Genomic DNA, 16,736 nt, shown 5'->3' with positions numbered 1-16,736 from the left:
TTCTGCAAAGCTGCAATTTCAACGACTTCAGAAGGAGATTTACAATTTCGCTGAAGCTTTTTTTACTGTACTAACTACCCACACTTATAGAAGTTGGGGGACTTTCCTTCTGAAATTTCGTTAACCATTCATTTCTATTTTTACTATTTATGTAATATATATTTCTGTTAAAATCAAATATTAATTTAAAAATTCAATAAATTAGATTGTTTAATTGTAAATATAATGGATTAATATATTAATAATGGATATACTATGATTTATAAGTTATAAAAATTCATAATTAAAGGGTGATAATATGAGAATACCAAACCACATAGGAGTAATTCCCGATGGAAATAGAAGATGGTCGGTAGATAATGGTTTATCAAAAGACAAAGGGTATTCCTTTGGACTAGATCCTGGTCTGTCTTTGTATAAACTTTGCAAAGCTGTGGGCGTAAAAGAAATAACTTATTATGGGTTTACTACTGATAATACAAAAAGACCACCCTTGCAGAGAGAAGCTTTTGCTAAAGCTTGTGTAGATGCAGTAAAACTTTTAAGTACACAGGATGCTGATTTATTAGTAGTAGGAAATAGTGCCTCACCTATGTTTCCTAAAGAACTACTTCCTTTCACCTCACGTAGAACCTTTGGTAAAGGTGGTATGAAGCTAAACTTTCTCGTAAACTATGGCTGGGAATGGGATCTAAGTAACCTAGATCAAAACAAAAGTAGCAAGAGAAGTAATATATTTAATTGCATAAAAACTAATGATATCTCTAGAGTAGATTTAATTATTCGTTGGGGTGGAAGAAGGCGTCTTAGTGGATTTTTGCCTTTACAATCCATATATTCTGACTTTTACGTTATAGATGACTTTTGGCCTGACTTTAAACCGGAGCATTTATCAAATGCTTTACATTGGTATGATGATCAAGATGTAACACTTGGTGGTTGATATATATAAAAAAATAACTAAGTCACCTATTTTGAAATAGATATAAGTTTTTAATAGACTATATCTATTTTTTTATATGGTAAAAATGATTATTAGATTAAATCACCGATATATTTATTATCTAAAATAAAGCATACAACTAAACATTATAAGTGGCAGCTCTAGTTATATGCTCTGTGAGTCCCTGAAATACTAATCTGTAAATCTTTTATTTTGCTCAACTACCTCATATGCGTAGGCTTCATTTTTTTCTTGTCTTATGCTTCCATTATTATTAATTCCTGTAACTATTGTAGGTATGTTTACTAACTTGATGTCTGTGCCTTCAATCTCAACATACCTTTCTAATCCATCTTTAGATGATTTTTTATTACTTATTTCTCTTGACTTCATACTCCCCACATTTCATCTCTCCTTTCAAATATTATGCTATCCATTAACAAATGCTTATATACTTAATAATTTCTAAAATATTTTATTTGCTATGCGATATTTTAATAAAAGGAGATGCTATTATTTTTGACAAAAATAAAAACGCTTATTATGCGTTTTTATTCAATGGACTTATTAATCATCACCTGCTGTGCTGCAATAACGACTTTAGAAGGATATCCGCTTTAAATTTTTCTAGTCCTATTCGTTGAATGAAATCTCCTAGTTTTTCTCCCATATTTCCATTAACCTTGTAATATTCCATTAAAATATCAACCACAATCAATACCTTTTCTTCTGTTAATTTATCTGCAATAATATCAGCTACCCTAGGGTTAAATCCACCACTACCACCTGCGACTATCATGTATCCTTCCTTGTCACCTATTATGCCTAAATCCCTAGCGTACACACTAGTGCAAGCATTCCTACAACCAGCTACTCCAATCTTTGTTCTACAAGGCATCTCCATTCTATGGTAACGCTTATCTAAAAGCATTCCAATTTTCAAGGAATTTTGTTTCGCTCTTTTGCAAAATGCTGCAGGGCACATATGAACATTTTTTACAGAGTTTAGGGATTTAACTCCTGGCTGCATACCTAATTCTTCCCACACTTTTGCAACATCTTCAGATTCTAGTCCTAATATTGCAATTCTCTGCCCTGAGGTCATTTTTAAGATTCCTTTATATTTTTCAGCTACTTCAGCTATTTTTGATAGCTGTTTTGAGGTTATAAATCCCCCCGGGATATGAGGCGTTACACCATAAGTTCTTTTTCCATCTCTTACTTTTTGAAGTACAGCATATTTAGGTTCCATTTAATTTCCTCCTATTCCATGGGGATCGTAACAACCATTAATTATTATATTGCTCTTTATGTTACTTTCTTGTGATTTGATTTGTTCCTATTATACCATTATATTCTAAACCTTTAATGAAATTATAAGTATATTCCTCATTAGAATTTTCAATAAACGCTTTAATCCATACATGTCTAAGCATGTAAAATATATTTACATTTCCATTTACCATTTCCCAATAATTTTTATGAATACAGCTTGTAGTTTCCCATTCAAATATGTCATTTTCAGATTTTATAACCCTCATTACTCTATCACAAGGCATACCTTCTAACAAATTATTATTGAGGGCGTTAAATACTTCTTCTGGCCTTCCTTGCATTTCTTTTACTTTTAAAGTTTCTCCAACAGTTTTACCTTGCTTTGCAAAACATGCTTTGGCGATAACTTCTGCTTCTTCTCCATAATTTTTAATCATTTCTGTTATTATAAATGCTGTTCTAGTTTCCACTTTTCCGATTTTATCCTGTAACCAGCCATGAATATTAGATACATCAATTATATCTTCTATATTTTTCGTGGTATCTATTGGACTTCCGTAAGCCGCTGATTTTTGGGCAACATCTTTTGCATTGTCACCGTATTCATCTATATAAACTTTTCTTAAATTTGTCTCTAAATCCTCTGCCAATAAAATTTTACTAAATAACCATGTGTGAATAGGTGCTAAAAAAGCGCTCATTATTATTCCTCCAATATCTATTTATTCTTTTATATCATCTCCTGCGGAGCTGCATTAACGACTTCAGAAGTAGATTTATACTCCCCCTTATAGCATTGGGAGACTTTCCTTGTGAAATGTCGTTAACTTATAGTCTAATAATACTATATTCAGCCAATACTTACGGTAACTTATGTTACCATAAACATATCCCTATAAATTAATTACTATTTCAGAAATGGTTAATTATATTTTAAAAAAATAAAAAGAGCATTAAAGCTCTCTTTACTAAATTAGTTTTATTATTCTTCAGCTCTTATTGCTGATTTGCGTTTTGCCTTCTTCATATCAGATGCTTCTATAGTCTGTGGTTTTTTAGGCTTATTATCTTTTTCTTTTGCTGGTGTCTTCATTTCTTTATATGGCATAAAATCACTCCTTCATAAAGTATTTTTTACTTTTAGTACAATTTTATTCATATATTTATTTTTATTTAATGTATTTTTGAGGATTTTTAGGCTCACCCTTCTCTCTTACCTCAAAATGCAGATGAGGTCCTGTGCTATTCCCGGTACTTCCTACTTCTCCTATTTTCATACCACCCTTAACTACTTCACCTTCTTTTACAGTAATGACACTACAATGTGCATATGTAGTTTCTATTCCTCCGCCATGGTTGATTTTTATCACATTACCATACCCATCCTGCCAAGCTGCATAAGTGACACTACCATCTAATGCCGCACTTATTGTTGCACCAAAACTCGCTGCTATATCAACTCCTTTATGCATTTTTCCCCAGCGCGCACCAAATCTTGAACTTATACTACCTCTTGATGGACTATTTATAGCTTCCAATCGAGGTGTTATTGGGTTATTAGTTCCTACCAATATTTCTTTGCTTTGCGCTGGCGTTATAGTATCTTCTTTTAAGACCTTTTCAGATATGATATTATTGTTAATGGCTATTACTTCGGTAGTAACCTTTTTCATTCCATCACTACCTTCACGACCTACCTTTTTAACACCATTCATTAGTTTACTTGAAGATTTTATAATTGTAGTAGGGTATATCGCTTGTTCTTTAATTATATTTCCTACTATCTTTACTGTAATTAATGGAACTTGTGCTTTATTGTTATATTTAATTAATTCCTTAATAATTTCATTATTTTCATATAAGTTTCCTGTTTTAACCTTAACCGGTTCATAACTAATTTTATTCTCTATATCTGTTTTTATTATGCTATTTAGCTTCGAACCCTCAGAATAATAATCTTTTACAGAGTTCAAAATTTCTTTCCCTTGATTTTCATTTGTTACATATGCCATTTTTCTATTATCTGATTTCATTAAAAATACGTCCACTACTACATTGGATTTTTTTAACATTACTTTTTTAAGGCTATCTCCACTTATAAACATAGCATCATCATTTACCTTTACTTTACCTAAAGTTAAACCTTTTATTGTAATTACATTCCCATATTTGGATTTAATTTCGGATTGCAATTCCTTATATGTTTTATTAAATTCATTCTTATTTTTTACAAATGTTATGGTACTGCTCCCTATACAAACTTTATAACCATAAAACCTATATACATTTAAATACACCATAGTAGCGGTAATCATAAGTGTTATAATTACCACACCTATATTCATTTTATTTCGTTTTAGAGCATTCAATATTCTACCTCCCGTAATACTTACTTAATATTACCTTTTATTACAAATAATATACATTCTTGAAACATCTTTTTTATTTGTATCTTTCACTGTATGGTATACTATATGTTGAATAATAAAATCCCTATAGATTAATACATTATATAAATAACCAGCAATTTTGTATTTTAAAATTATATTTCTATAATTTTAAAAGAAAGGTAGTGACTTTATGAGTACTTTCATGTTTAAGAATGAAAACTATAAATATACTCCTGTGAGTAATATCTTTATAGATAAGTTTATGCCTAGAGCTAGAGGAGAATTTGTTAAAGTTTATCTTCTTGGGCTAAAATATTGTACAACTGGAGAAATAGGTGCTACCTCTTCAGTTATAGCAAATACGCTTGGACTTCTAGAAACAGATGTTGTAAATGCTTGGAACTATTGGAATGATGAGAACCTAATTAAAATGACCCCCATTGATAATATGGGTAACTTTAATGTTGAATTCTTGGATTTATTAGATGTTCCAAGTGACAATATCCAAAACATAAATTTGCTTGAGGAATTAACCAATTCTTCAATAAAAGGTATGCTCCAAGATATTGAAAAACTATTAGCCAAACCTCTTTCACCGAAAGAAATGACCATGTACCTAAGTTGGCAAAAAGATTATAATTTCCCCCCAGAACTAATCCTTTTATTAATTCAATATTGTGTATCAAAAGGTAAAGTTGACTATAGATACATTGAAACCATTGCAATTGCATGGCATGATGCTAATATTCAAAATATTGAAGGTGCTCAATCCTATATAAAAAAACATGAGGATAAATGGATAAACATCAGAAAAATCTTAAATTACCTAGGAATAAAAGCTCCAGAAATAATGAAACCTCAAGAACAAATATTAGATAAATGGATAAATGTTTATAAATTTTCTCTAGAAATTATATATAAAGCTTGCGATATTTGTTTTGATAGGCTTAGCCGCGCTGATTTTAAATATATCGATGGGATTCTAAATAGTTGGTTTAAAGACGGCATAAACTCTTTAGAGGATATAGAGAAAAAAGATAAAAAACGTTTAGTTACTAATAAAAAAACTACTGCCGGTGGAAAGCCTGCTAAGGGAAGTTTCAATGATTATGAACAAAGAGCTTATAACTTTGATGAACTAGAAAAAAAATTACTAGGATGGGATAATAATGATTAAAGGATATCAAACCAAAATATTAGCTATATATGATCGAATAAGGCAAGAAGAAGAGGCTGACTTTAGAAAAAGAAAAGTTCACATAGAAAAGACTCACCCTGAGATTATTGAACTAGATCACAAAATAGGTAAGCTATGTATAGAATTATCCATTAGTGCTTTGAAAAGTATCAACAATAGAGATGAATATTTACATTCTTTGAAAGAAAAAATAATAGATCTAAGAATGAAAAAATCTGAGCTATTAGTCTCTAATGGTTTTGATATGGAATACTTGAATTTGCATTATAGATGCACAAAATGTCGCGATACAGGTTTTATTGGAAATACTAAATGCCCTTGCTTTAAGCAAAAGGTTATAGATGTTTATTATACTAGTTCTGAACTTCAAGGTATGTTAAATACCAATAACTTTGATAATTTCAAATTAGACTACTATCCTTCTAGAAAAAGTGAACTTGAATCAGAATCTCCTAAAAAGAACATTGAAAAGATTTTATCTAGGTCTATGAGCTTTTTAAAGAATTTCAATACCACTGATGAAAATTTATTATTCTATGGAAGTTCTGGTACAGGAAAAACCTTTCTGTCTCATTGCATTACAAAGGAATTACTCGACAAAGGTTCTTTTGTAGTATATAGAACAGCCGAACAATTGATAAAGGCTTTAAAAGAAATTCGATTTAATGGCGACACCTCTTTAGAGGAACTACTAATAAATTGTGATTTACTTATTATAGACGATTTGGGAACTGAGCAAATTTCAGATTTTACTAAAACAGAAATGTTCAATCTACTTAATACCAAATTATTAAAACAAAAAAAAATGCTAGTATCTACTAATTTAACTCTTGAAAATTTATTAAATACCTATACTGAGAGAATAACCTCTAGATTAATTGGAAATTTTACACTTTGCAAATTCTTTGGAGACGACATAAGAATTAAGAAAAATTTGAGTAAATCAAAATAATATAAAAATATGCACATTAATAAAAAGCACATATTACTATAAATGCGTTTGTCCTCATGAATTACTTCTAAGACCCTCAAATGCATTTTAAGTACTATGTGCTTTTGCTATCATATTTCTTTATCTTCTATTTTGATATATAAATGAATCATATAAGAATATTATTCATTTATAATTTTCCAGCTACCTTCTCAATCTTGTCCTTCAATTTTAAAAGCTCCCTTCTTATCTCCTTAAAGTTCCCAGAAACCAATTCCTTATTTCTAACTACAATCTTCCCATTAACTATTACCGTATCCACATTCCCTGCATTAGCTGAATATACCACCGCTGAATAGTAATCATATATTGGTTGCATATTTACTGATTTAGTTTCTATTAATGTTATATCAGCTTTTTTACCGACTTCAATGGATCCCACTTTATTTTCTAAACCTAATACCTTTGATCCTCCCATTGTTGCCATTTCTACTAATTCCACTGCGGGGAATAAGCTTCTATCGTTATTATATAATTTTTGTATTTTTCCAACTAGACTCATTTGGGTGATTATGTCCATGGTGTTTCCGCTCATTGGACCATCACTTCCTAGTCCTACATCTATACCTTTTTCTCTCATTTTTAATATGGGAGCCACTCCCTTTGCTCCTTTAGCATTTGCCCCTATATTATGACTTACCTTAACATTATGCTTTTTAAGTATATCTATGTCTTGTTCCTCTAAAGTTACAGCATGTGCTGCTATAAAGTTAGAATCCAGTATTCCTAAGCTTTCTACATACTCCACTGGGGTTAGCCCTAATTCTTCCTTATATTTTTCAAATTCGAAGTCCATTTCTGCTAAATGCATAGTAAAAGGCACCTCATATTTTTTAGATATTTCATAGGCCATTTTTAAACTTTCATCACTATTGGTATAGGGTGCATGGGGTGCTATTCCTGGTGTTATTAATTCATGCCCCTTCCATTTTTCAATAAATTCTATAGAGTAATCTAATCCACCAAAGGGTTCCTCAGCATCTGGTGCTTGGAAATTTATAATACTATTACATAGTATTCCCCTCATATTTAACTCTGATGTTGCCTTTGCCACTTCATCTTCAAAGTAATACATATCACAATAGGTAGTTACTCCACCAAGCAACATTTCCGCCACTGCATATTTCGCTCCAATATAAACCAATTCCTTATTCACCAACATATTCTCTAATGGGAATAAATATCTTTTTAATCTATCCTTGCAGTCATCCGCTAAGCTTCTAAACGGAACCATAGAACCGTGGCAATGACAATTAATCATTCCTGGCATTAATATTCCATCTTCACCATCTATTATGTTATATCCTTGAAACTTATTTTCTAAATCAGCTCCACCAACTGCCTTTATTTCATCTCCCTCTATTACGAGCGTACCATTTTCTATAACTTCTTTATCCTTATTCATAGTAATTATATTTACATTCTTTATTAAAATTCTATTATCTTCTATTCCTTTTTTCATATGCTAATACCGCCAATTTTTTTATTTTATCTTTCACTACTTTCTTTAAACAATGAAACAATCTCCTGTTTTTTAACATCTATTAATCCTTTATCAGTTATCTTTAAAGCTGGACTAACTGGTAGTGATAATGTACTAAATGACATTATTTCATTCTTATGGTCATATCCCAATTCCTTCATAGCGTTTCTTATTTCTTTTAACTGCGATGCTAAAACCTCTATAGGAACATCACTTACTATTCCACCAATTGGTAATGGTGCTGAACCTAGAATGTGACCTTTATTTGCCACCGCATATCCACCTTTGCAGTTTATAACTTCATTAGCTGCCGCTATCATATCCTTAACATTTCTTCCCATGACCATAAGATTATGATGGTCATGGGCCCAAGTAGTAGCCACAGCTCCTTCTTTTATTATATTACCATCTACTATCCCAAATGCTTTACCCTTAGTTTTTCCGTATCTTTCAAAGACTACTATCAATGCACAACCCTTTATTTCCCATTGAAGTTCCCCATTTAATGATTTAATTATAACTTCTCCCTCTTCAGTGAATGTTGTATCTTGCTCCACCTTCATTGTTCTACAAATAAGTTCTCCATTTAATATAGGAGTTTCCACCTTAAAATCCTCTTCATTTAAAGAATTTAACTTTATGCTATTATAAAATTTCCTAGGAAATCCTTCTTTTTTATTTTCTTTCACCTTTACAGTTTCTTTTATGTTTATACCTTCTTTTGAATTTATTTGCGAATAACTATTCCCTTCACACTCTTCCTTATTATATATCACTTTTCCATTTTTATATACCGAGTGTATCTTAAACTCTTTAACATCTTCTAATAATATAAAGTCTGCCATCTTTCCTGGGGCAATAACTCCTCTATCTAAAAGTCCCATTCTTCTAGCAGGAGTATATGTAGATACATATATAGCGTTTTCTTCACTAATTCCCATATCCATAGCTTTCTTCACTAATTTATTTAAATGTCCACTTGTTAGCTCGTCAGCCATTACATCATCTGTAACCAAACAAAAGTGCTCATATAAATTATTATCCCTTAAATAATTCATATTTTCTTGACTCATAGATTTCTCTTGTATTTCTAAAAACATTCCACCACTTATTTTTTCTTCTATAGATTTTAAACTCTGCTGAGTATGATCTCCATCCACCCCCCTATATATGTACATAGCTAAATCTAACCCTTCAATCTTAGGACAATGACCTTCTATTGGAAAATTATTCTTTTCTCTCTTGATTAGATTTATAATCCTATTTATATTAGAATCATCCTCTTCTATTAAATCCTTAAAATTCATTACCTCTCCTAAACAAATAACCTTCGGGTATGCTAAAAGCTCACCAACTTCTTTATCACTTATAAATCCCCCTGTGGTTTCAAACTCCTTTGATGTTGATGGTACTGAGCTTGGTATTCCATAAAATATATCTATTTTTTCCTCTTTACTTATAAAAGCTATTATCCCCTCCACACCAAAAACATTAGCAATCTCATGTGGATCAGCCACCACCGTAGTTACTCCATGTGGTATAACAGCCTTAGAAAACTCACTGGGAATAGTCATCGAACTCTCTATATGCATATGAATGTCAATAAGGCCAGGGATCATATAATTCCCATGTCCATCTACAACTTCTTTACCACTTAATTTACCTTCATATTCTTTGCCTATATATATAAATTTTTCATCCATTATTGCTACATCTGCATTAATGAATTTCTTAAAATAACTATTATACACTCTGATATTTTTAACTATTAATTCAACTTCCATAATACACCTCTTTAATATATATTTATCTATTCAAATTATGCAGGCTTATTTTTTACTTTTATACCTGAATTTAAAAAATAACTAGTCTCAATCATAAAGATTTTGACTAGTTATTTATTTAATCTATATAATTAGTTCATAATTCTATTCCAAGTATCTATCCATTCACTCATTAATGGATTAACCACTTTATAATCTATAGTTTTAGCATTTTTTACTGTTGGTCCATAGGTTAAATTTTTACTTTCCTCTTCAGTCAAAGAAACCTTTTTATTTACTGGTGATTCACTTAAATTCTTAGCACCTTTATATTGAATCTCTTCACTTAAAACATAATTTATAAACTCATAAGCTAAATCTTTATTATCTGAATTCTTATTTATGTTTATTGAATTAAGGTTTAAATATCTTCCTGACTCTGGAGTTATAAGCTTTATTTCTGGTGATGCATTAGTAATCATTTCATAAGCAAAGTCAGCTGTTACCGCTACTGTTATTTCTCCACTAGCAAACATATTAGATAGGTCTGAAGATTTACTATAAGTTTTAACTACATTAGGCTTTAATTTTTGTAATTCTTTAAATGCAGCTACACCCTTGTCTTTAGATACATCTACTCCTGCTTTTTCTGCTGCTATATAAAGCATAGCTGGACCAAAGGTTGTTGTTATATCTGGTATAGCTATTTTACCCTTTAGTTCAGGCTTCCATAAATCTTCCCAAGAAGTTATTTCAAACTCTACTTCCTTTGGATTAACAGCTATTCCTATGCTGTTTAATGCATATGCTGGTCCAAATCCATCTTTTATTGTTCCTTTGCCCTTATCTACTACATTTTCACTATTAGGAATTTTACTGTAGTCAAGCTTTTCAAATACCCCTGCCTTTATTCCTTGCTCAGCATAGCTCTCAGCTAAGTATATTAAGTCTACTGTTGACTTTGGGTTGTTTTTAAGTTTTGTTAATCTATCAGAGTTATTACCTGTTTCTAATACTATTTTAACTCCATGCTTTTCTTCGAAAGGTTTAAGTACATTTTCTGTTAGCTTGTCTTCATTTAACCCAAAAGTTGAAATTACAAGTTTCTTTTTTTTACCCGAGGCTGAAGATCCACCACTACATCCAACAAATACAGTTGCTAGCAATCCTAACGCTACCGTTACTACCAAATATTTTTTTAACATATCCATTCCTCCTAATTTGCTCAAATTAATAATATCCATTTCAGCTTATACTAATACTATTTTATTTTCAGGTAAGTAAAGATTTATTTTATCTCCTTGAGAATAAACTACATCATTTTGGCTATTTACAACTAAATTTCCCACAGTGGTATTTACATTATACTGATATGATTTCCCTAAGAATGTTCTTATTTCTACAGTTCCCTCTATAGTATTTGACGCTTCTATTGATGCTATAACTATATCATCTGGTCTTATTGTACCTTTAACTTCTGCCTTGTCTATTTTAGGATTTTCCACACTAAACTTTAATCCTTTATTACTTTCATATAATCCATCTTCTACCTTTGTTAAATCTATAAAGTTTTCAAATCCGACAAATCTAGCAACAAACTCTGTGGAAGGATTTGAGTAAATATTTTCTGGAGTATCAAATTGCTCTATTACACCTTTGTTCATTACCGCCACTTTATCTGATATAGAGAAACACTCCTCTTGGTCATGGGTAACAAATAAAGTAGTAATGCCTAAGCTTTGTTGAAGCTTTCTTATTTCAACTCTCATCTTCAATCTAAGCTTCGCATCTAAGTTGCTTAAAGGTTCATCTAAAAGTAATAGACTTGGCTCTATTACTAACGCTCTAGCTGTTGCAACTCTCTGTCTTTGTCCTCCCGAAAGCTCCTTTGGATATCTTTTAGCATATTGATTCATATCTACTACTTCTAATATATCTTTTACCTTTTTCTTTATTTCATCCCTTGATATCTTCTTCATTTTTAAACCAAATGCTACATTTTCTTCTACTGTTAAGTGCGGAAATAATGCGTAGCTTTGAAATACTAATCCGAAATTTCTATTATGAACAGGTATTTTTGTATAATCCTTGCCTCCTAGCATAAACGTTCCATTGTTTGGCTCTATAAATCCAGCAATTACTCTTAATGTTGTAGTTTTACCACATCCACTAGGTCCTAAAAGAGATACAAGCTCCCCTTTTTTAATGCTTAAATTAAAATTTTGTAATATATTGTCTTTTCCATCATATGATACTGCTATATTTTTCAAGTTTATTAAATTCATGTGTTACCCCCACGTTTATTAGCATTATTTAAGGCCTATTACGAACATATTTCGCCTAAGAAAGACTATCTAATCCTAAAGTTTTTTCTACTATAAACATTATTCCAATTGTTATTAACATTAATATAACTGATAATGCTGATACGGTTGGATCATAGTTATACTCTACATAACTCATCATACTAATTGGCAAAGTACTTACTCCTGGCCCTGTTAAAAATATTGATACAGGCACATTGTTAAAGGAGTTTATAAATGCTAACATAACCGCTGCTATAATTCCTGAAGTTATATTTGGCATAACTACCTTAAAAAAAGTATTTATTTTTGTATAGCCAAGACTCATTGCAGCCTCTTCTATTGAATAATCAAATACCTCTAAACTTGAACCAACAACTCTAATTATGTAAGGTACTATTACCAATGTATGACCTATAAATAAACTCATGTATACTGAAAATTCTAATTTTATTACTAAAAACTGAAATAATGCAAAACCAACAACCACTCCTGGTATTATTAATGGTGAAAAGAAAAAACTCTTTAAAACACCCTTTCCTTTGAAATCAAATCTGCTTAATCCGTAAGCTGCCGGTATTCCAATTAACAGTGCTAATACTGTAGACCCACAGGATACTAAAAAACTTACAAACATTGTATTCATAAACATATCTGATTGAAATACATTTGCATACCACTTAATGCTAAACCCCTTTGGTGGGAATGCAATATAACTTTCTGTTCCTATACTTGTTAACGCTATAATTACTAATGGTGCTAGTAAAAATATATATACTAATGCTACGAATATAGTAAGTAATTTGCTTTTTTTGCCTTTCATGTTATAATCCCCTCTTATCTAATCTAGACGCTAATAAGTTTATTCCTTTTATAACCAATAATGTTGTAACTATCATTATTGTTGCAACAACAGACGCCGCTTGCCAGTCACTTAAGGTCATCGCTTCTTGATAAATTAATGTGGCTAACACTGTATTTTTATTACCACCTAATAACTGTGGTGTAGTATAAGCAGTAAGTGCTCCTGTAAATACAAGGACTGTTCCAACTATTAATCCCGGTAAACTCAGTGGGAATATAACCTTAAAGAAGGCCTTCACTTTATTAGCTCCTAAACTTTCCGCTGCTTCTAATAAGTCATTATCTATATTTTCTAAAACTCCTACTAAAGAAATAATCATTAGCGGTGAAAATAAATAAACTGTACCAACTATGATTGCGCCTTCAGTATACATCATAGTTAAAGATTCATTAATAACGCCTAAGCTAAGTAACACTTTATTTATAACTCCATTTTTACCTAAAATACTCATCCAAGCAAAAGAACGAACAATTGAATTTGTAAGAATAGGGAATATGGTTAATGCCATGAATAACCCTCTAATCTTCTTTGAGGTTCTAGACACAAAATATGCTGTTGGAACTCCAATAACCACGCATATTGCAGATGATATTAAAGCAATTCTTAATGTTCTATAAAATATCTGCAGCGTATACTTATCTCCAAAGAAATTTAAATAATGATCTAAACTAAAGCTTCCATTAATACTAAAAGTAGGAATTATAGTACTAACTAAAGGTACTATAAGAAAATAAGCTAGTAATATTAAACACGGTACAAATAATACGTAAGTCCATTTTTTCTTCATAGGTTTAACTCTCCTAAAATTTTATCTTAATGATATTTTTGTTCGGTATATATAATTTATATTTATTTCACAAAACCAATAATGTGGCAAAATATTGATATTCGTCCAGAAAATACGAACATTAATTTATTTTAATTGCTTATTATATGTGTTTATGCTACTATAACGATCGAATGTTGTCAATATTTTTATTTTTTCAAGACAAAAAATCAAATCACTCTAAATACATTTTGAATCTTAATTTTCCATCAAATATGCTGGACGTAAAAAAAGTCCTAAACAAATGTTTAGGACTTTTTTGGAGCTGGCAATAGGAATTGAACCTACAACCTGCTGATTACAAGTCAGCTGCTCTACCGTTGAGCCATGCCAGCAAAAATGGCGACTCAAAAGGGATTCGAACCCTCGACCTCCGCCGTGACAGGGCGGCACTCTAACCAACTGAGCTATTGAGCCATATATGGTGGGAACAACAGGGTTCGAACCTGTGACCCTCTGCTTGTAAGGCAGATGCTCTCCCAGCTGAGCTATGCTCCCATATATGTTTTAATGGTGACTCCTAGGGGAATTGAACCCCTGTTACCACCGTGAAAGGGTGGTGTCTTAACCGCTTGACCAAGGAGCCTTATTATTTTTCAATGATTCTTTTGATAAGAATCAAACTTATAAATTAGATGTTCTTTTATTAAACTATAACAGTTTAGTAAAAATGGCGACTCAAAAGGGACTCGGACCCTCGACCTCCGCCGTGACAGGGCGGCACTCTAACCAACTGAGCTATTGAGCCATATATGGTGGGAACAACAGGGTTCGAACCTGTGACCCTCTGCTTGTAAGGCAGATGCTCTCCCAGCTGAGCTATGCTCCCATGTATGTTTATGGTGACTCCTAGGGGAATTGAACCCCTGTTACCACCGTGAAAGGGTGGTGTCTTAACCGCTTGACCAAGGAGCCATACTAATTTGTCACTTTATTTATTATGGGCTTACGTCTTGCAACCCGACATAAACTATAATACCTAATTTTTCTTAAAGTGTCAACATATTTTCTTATTCTTTTTATTATTTTTTTTCGCAAAACACTCAAATCCAGTTAAATCAACGGTTCCCCTTATAGAATTTTTTTTATGTTTTTTTGAAAATAACTACTTTTACTAAACAATCACAAACAAATTCTATGGTTACTTATAAAACAAAATAAAAATTCATTTTCATCCTACTGATTTTAGGGTAAGATTATATGTAACCACTTTATAATCTAAAAATATTTTTTCTCGAAAGGAGAGATTTTCTTGAAACATTCTCTTATAATAATTGGCGGAGGTGCCTCTGGTTTAACCTCTGCTTTAATAGCAAAAGATTTTGGTATAGATGTAGCAATAATTGAAGGAACCGACAGAGTAGGTAAAAAAATACTAACTACCGGTAACGGTAGGTGTAATATCAGTAATGTACATATAAATAATGATAGATATCACAGTGAAAATCCAAATTTCGCAGGTTATACGCTAGATTCTTTTACCATAAAGGATACTATAAATTTTTTCGAGTGTTTAGGAATACCTTTAGTTACAAAAGATGGTGGTAAAATGTTTCCTATGTCATTGCAAGCCTCATCAGTACTTGATATACTACGCTTTGCTATAGACGAAAAAAAAATTCCACTATATACAAATACCAAAGCTAAGGAGATTATTAAAACAAATAAGGGTTTTAAAGTTTATAGCACAGATAATTCTACATATGAATGTGAAAGGTTGATTATTGCGACCGGTGGTAAATCAGCTCCTAAAACGGGTTCTGACGGTTCCGGATATTCATTGGCTAGGCAATTAGGTCATAGTATAATCTCTCCTGTACCAGCCCTTGTACAGCTTAAATTAAACTATAATAAACTAAAGGCTCTATCTGGAGTAAAGTTTGATGGCTTTGCGGAAATATTTATAAACGATAAATATGTTCATAAGGAATTCGGAGAAATACTTTTCACAGATTACGGCATTTCTGGTCCTCCTATTCTTCAGCTTAGTAGAACTGCATCTTATGGTTTATCTAAAAATAGCAAGGTTTCTTTAAGTATTGATATGCTACCAAATATTAGCTACGAAGATCTAAAAGCATTTTTAAATAATCATTGGTCAGTATTCCCAAGTCGCTGCGTTCATGATTCATTCATCGGAATAATCAACAAGAAGATCATTCCAATAATTTTAAAAGAAGCAAATATAGATGACATTCATAAGCCTTGTTGCGATTTGGCCTCAAACGAAAAAAATGCTCTATATACTTTGCTAAAGCGATATCAATTTGATGTTTCAGGTACTAATTCTTTTGCAAATGCTCAGATAACTGCAGGAGGCATTAATACAAAAGAAATTAATCCCGAAACCCTAGAATCTAATATTACTAAGAATTTATTCTTTGCGGGAGAAATATTAGATGTAGATGGCGATTGCGGTGGTTTTAACCTTCAATGGGCATGGAGTTCTGGTGCTATTGCCGGCATCAACGCCTCCAAATAAAAAATAAGAGTGCGATCAGCATGAAGTTTCTCCTGCGTGAATTGAAATAAGAGTTTGAAACGTGAAAGTTGATTAAGAGATTCTAATATTTTGTAAATGTAAAATGCTCTAATGCTCACATTCGGCATACTGCCGGTTTGCTGGCCTTCCTTCCAGGAAGTCTCACGAGAATTTTATATTTACAAAACAAGAATTTCTAAATCAACTTTCAATGTTT

The 16,736-nt window shown here is 31.6% G+C and carries 15 protein-coding genes and 7 tRNA genes; 4 read left to right on the top strand and 18 right to left on the bottom strand.

Annotation, left to right across the window (positions count from 1 at the left end; all coding sequences use genetic code 11):
* Positions 1-298: 298 nt before the first annotated feature.
* Positions 299-943, top strand: coding sequence for an undecaprenyl diphosphate synthase family protein (locus tag ACWJKE_RS13250; RefSeq protein WP_216302144.1), 645 nt, complete (start codon positions 299-301; stop codon positions 941-943).
* 192 nt (positions 944-1,135) lie between these two features.
* Here ACWJKE_RS13250 and ACWJKE_RS13245 read toward each other — a convergent pair whose 3' ends face one another.
* The 5 genes from ACWJKE_RS13245 to ACWJKE_RS13225 all read right to left on the bottom strand — a co-directional run bounded on the left by ACWJKE_RS13245 (position 1,136) and on the right by ACWJKE_RS13225 (position 4,587).
* Complete coding sequence (locus ACWJKE_RS13245) at positions 1,136-1,345, bottom strand: hypothetical protein (RefSeq protein WP_462958874.1); 210 nt, start codon at positions 1,343-1,345, stop codon at positions 1,136-1,138.
* Between the two features lie 172 nt (positions 1,346-1,517).
* Complete coding sequence (locus tag ACWJKE_RS13240; protein WP_462958873.1) at positions 1,518-2,195, bottom strand: nitrite/sulfite reductase domain-containing protein; 678 nt, start codon at positions 2,193-2,195, stop codon at positions 1,518-1,520.
* Positions 2,196-2,256: 61 nt separating this feature from the next.
* The gene (locus tag ACWJKE_RS13235; RefSeq protein WP_462958872.1) at positions 2,257-2,919 is read right to left on the bottom strand and encodes a hypothetical protein; all 663 of its coding nucleotides are present in this window, start codon (positions 2,917-2,919) and stop codon (positions 2,257-2,259) included.
* Between the two features lie 281 nt (positions 2,920-3,200).
* Positions 3,201-3,326, bottom strand: coding sequence for a hypothetical protein (locus ACWJKE_RS13230; protein ID WP_258280600.1), 126 nt, complete (start codon positions 3,324-3,326; stop codon positions 3,201-3,203).
* A 61-nt stretch (positions 3,327-3,387) separates the two neighbouring features.
* Positions 3,388-4,587, bottom strand: coding sequence for a M23 family metallopeptidase (locus ACWJKE_RS13225; RefSeq protein ID WP_462958871.1), 1,200 nt, complete (start codon positions 4,585-4,587; stop codon positions 3,388-3,390).
* Between the two features lie 211 nt (positions 4,588-4,798).
* Here ACWJKE_RS13225 and ACWJKE_RS13220 point away from each other — a divergent pair, with 211 nt between their 5' ends.
* Positions 4,799-5,785, top strand: coding sequence for a DnaD domain protein (locus ACWJKE_RS13220; RefSeq protein WP_216302149.1), 987 nt, complete (start codon positions 4,799-4,801; stop codon positions 5,783-5,785).
* Positions 5,778-6,758, top strand: coding sequence for an ATP-binding protein (locus tag ACWJKE_RS13215; protein ID WP_216302150.1), 981 nt, complete (start codon positions 5,778-5,780; stop codon positions 6,756-6,758). The genes ACWJKE_RS13220 and ACWJKE_RS13215 overlap by 8 nt, the downstream gene beginning before the upstream one ends.
* Positions 6,759-6,927: 169 nt before the next feature.
* Here the strand turns inward: ACWJKE_RS13215 and ACWJKE_RS13210 are convergent, their stop codons facing one another.
* The 13 genes from ACWJKE_RS13210 to ACWJKE_RS13150 form a co-directional block, all read right to left on the bottom strand.
* Entirely contained in the window at positions 6,928-8,259 is a 1,332-nt protein-coding gene (locus ACWJKE_RS13210; protein WP_220286220.1) for an amidohydrolase, read from the bottom strand.
* A gap of 26 nt (positions 8,260-8,285) precedes the next feature.
* Positions 8,286-10,064 carry an adenine deaminase C-terminal domain-containing protein gene (locus ACWJKE_RS13205; RefSeq protein WP_220286219.1) on the bottom strand — a complete coding sequence of 593 codons (1,779 nt, stop codon included), beginning with the start codon at positions 10,062-10,064 and terminating at the stop codon, positions 8,286-8,288.
* Positions 10,065-10,195: 131 nt separating this feature from the next.
* A complete protein-coding gene (locus ACWJKE_RS13200) occupies positions 10,196-11,248 on the bottom strand; it encodes an ABC transporter substrate-binding protein (protein WP_462958870.1) in 1,053 nt (350 codons plus the stop codon).
* A gap of 45 nt (positions 11,249-11,293) precedes the next feature.
* Positions 11,294-12,328: an ABC transporter ATP-binding protein gene (locus ACWJKE_RS13195; protein WP_216302154.1), complete on the bottom strand. Its 1,035-nt coding sequence runs from the start codon at positions 12,326-12,328 to the stop codon at positions 11,294-11,296.
* A 55-nt stretch (positions 12,329-12,383) separates the two neighbouring features.
* Positions 12,384-13,169: an ABC transporter permease gene (locus tag ACWJKE_RS13190; protein WP_165411814.1), complete on the bottom strand. Its 786-nt coding sequence runs from the start codon at positions 13,167-13,169 to the stop codon at positions 12,384-12,386.
* A gap of 1 nt (position 13,170) precedes the next feature.
* Complete coding sequence (locus ACWJKE_RS13185; protein ID WP_216302155.1) at positions 13,171-13,998, bottom strand: ABC transporter permease; 828 nt, start codon at positions 13,996-13,998, stop codon at positions 13,171-13,173.
* Between the two features lie 299 nt (positions 13,999-14,297).
* Positions 14,298-14,372: transfer RNA gene (locus tag ACWJKE_RS13180), tRNA-Thr, on the bottom strand.
* 5 nt (positions 14,373-14,377) lie between these two features.
* Positions 14,378-14,454: transfer RNA gene (locus tag ACWJKE_RS13175), tRNA-Asp, on the bottom strand.
* 5 nt (positions 14,455-14,459) lie between these two features.
* Positions 14,460-14,535: transfer RNA gene (locus ACWJKE_RS13170), tRNA-Val, on the bottom strand.
* A gap of 13 nt (positions 14,536-14,548) precedes the next feature.
* Positions 14,549-14,623: transfer RNA gene (locus tag ACWJKE_RS13165), tRNA-Glu, on the bottom strand.
* Between the two features lie 85 nt (positions 14,624-14,708).
* Positions 14,709-14,785: transfer RNA gene (locus ACWJKE_RS13160), tRNA-Asp, on the bottom strand.
* A 5-nt stretch (positions 14,786-14,790) separates the two neighbouring features.
* A tRNA-Val gene (locus ACWJKE_RS13155) sits at positions 14,791-14,866 on the bottom strand.
* Positions 14,867-14,877: 11 nt separating this feature from the next.
* Positions 14,878-14,952 (bottom strand) — tRNA-Glu (locus ACWJKE_RS13150).
* 337 nt (positions 14,953-15,289) lie between these two features.
* Between ACWJKE_RS13150 and ACWJKE_RS13145 the strand changes: the two genes are divergently transcribed.
* The gene (locus ACWJKE_RS13145; RefSeq protein ID WP_462958869.1) at positions 15,290-16,519 is read left to right on the top strand and encodes a BaiN/RdsA family NAD(P)/FAD-dependent oxidoreductase; all 1,230 of its coding nucleotides are present in this window, start codon (positions 15,290-15,292) and stop codon (positions 16,517-16,519) included.
* Positions 16,520-16,736 lie beyond the last annotated feature (217 nt).

The sequence above is a fragment of the Clostridium sp. CM036 genome, assembly GCF_055081135.1.
This window is presented reverse-complemented; position numbering and strand designations above follow the sequence as displayed.

What these genes read in the sequence shown, in the direction of transcription:
- ACWJKE_RS13250 (WP_216302144.1), top strand. Translation starts at nt 299, where the DNA reads ATGAGAATACCAAACCACATAGGAGTAATTCCCGATGGAAATAGAAGA.
- ACWJKE_RS13240 (WP_462958873.1), bottom strand. Translation starts at nt 2,195, where the DNA reads ATGGAACCTAAATATGCTGTACTTCAAAAAGTAAGAGATGGAAAAAGA.
- ACWJKE_RS13235 (WP_462958872.1), bottom strand. Translation starts at nt 2,919, where the DNA reads ATGAGCGCTTTTTTAGCACCTATTCACACATGGTTATTTAGTAAAATT.
- ACWJKE_RS13230 (WP_258280600.1), bottom strand. Translation starts at nt 3,326, where the DNA reads ATGCCATATAAAGAAATGAAGACACCAGCAAAAGAAAAAGATAATAAG.
- ACWJKE_RS13220 (WP_216302149.1), top strand. Translation starts at nt 4,799, where the DNA reads ATGAGTACTTTCATGTTTAAGAATGAAAACTATAAATATACTCCTGTG.
- ACWJKE_RS13215 (WP_216302150.1), top strand. Translation starts at nt 5,778, where the DNA reads ATGATTAAAGGATATCAAACCAAAATATTAGCTATATATGATCGAATA.
- ACWJKE_RS13210 (WP_220286220.1), bottom strand. Translation starts at nt 8,259, where the DNA reads ATGAAAAAAGGAATAGAAGATAATAGAATTTTAATAAAGAATGTAAAT.
- ACWJKE_RS13205 (WP_220286219.1), bottom strand. Translation starts at nt 10,064, where the DNA reads ATGGAAGTTGAATTAATAGTTAAAAATATCAGAGTGTATAATAGTTAT.
- ACWJKE_RS13200 (WP_462958870.1), bottom strand. Translation starts at nt 11,248, where the DNA reads ATGTTAAAAAAATATTTGGTAGTAACGGTAGCGTTAGGATTGCTAGCA.
- ACWJKE_RS13195 (WP_216302154.1), bottom strand. Translation starts at nt 12,328, where the DNA reads ATGAATTTAATAAACTTGAAAAATATAGCAGTATCATATGATGGAAAA.
- ACWJKE_RS13190 (WP_165411814.1), bottom strand. Translation starts at nt 13,169, where the DNA reads ATGAAAGGCAAAAAAAGCAAATTACTTACTATATTCGTAGCATTAGTA.
- ACWJKE_RS13185 (WP_216302155.1), bottom strand. Translation starts at nt 13,998, where the DNA reads ATGAAGAAAAAATGGACTTACGTATTATTTGTACCGTGTTTAATATTA.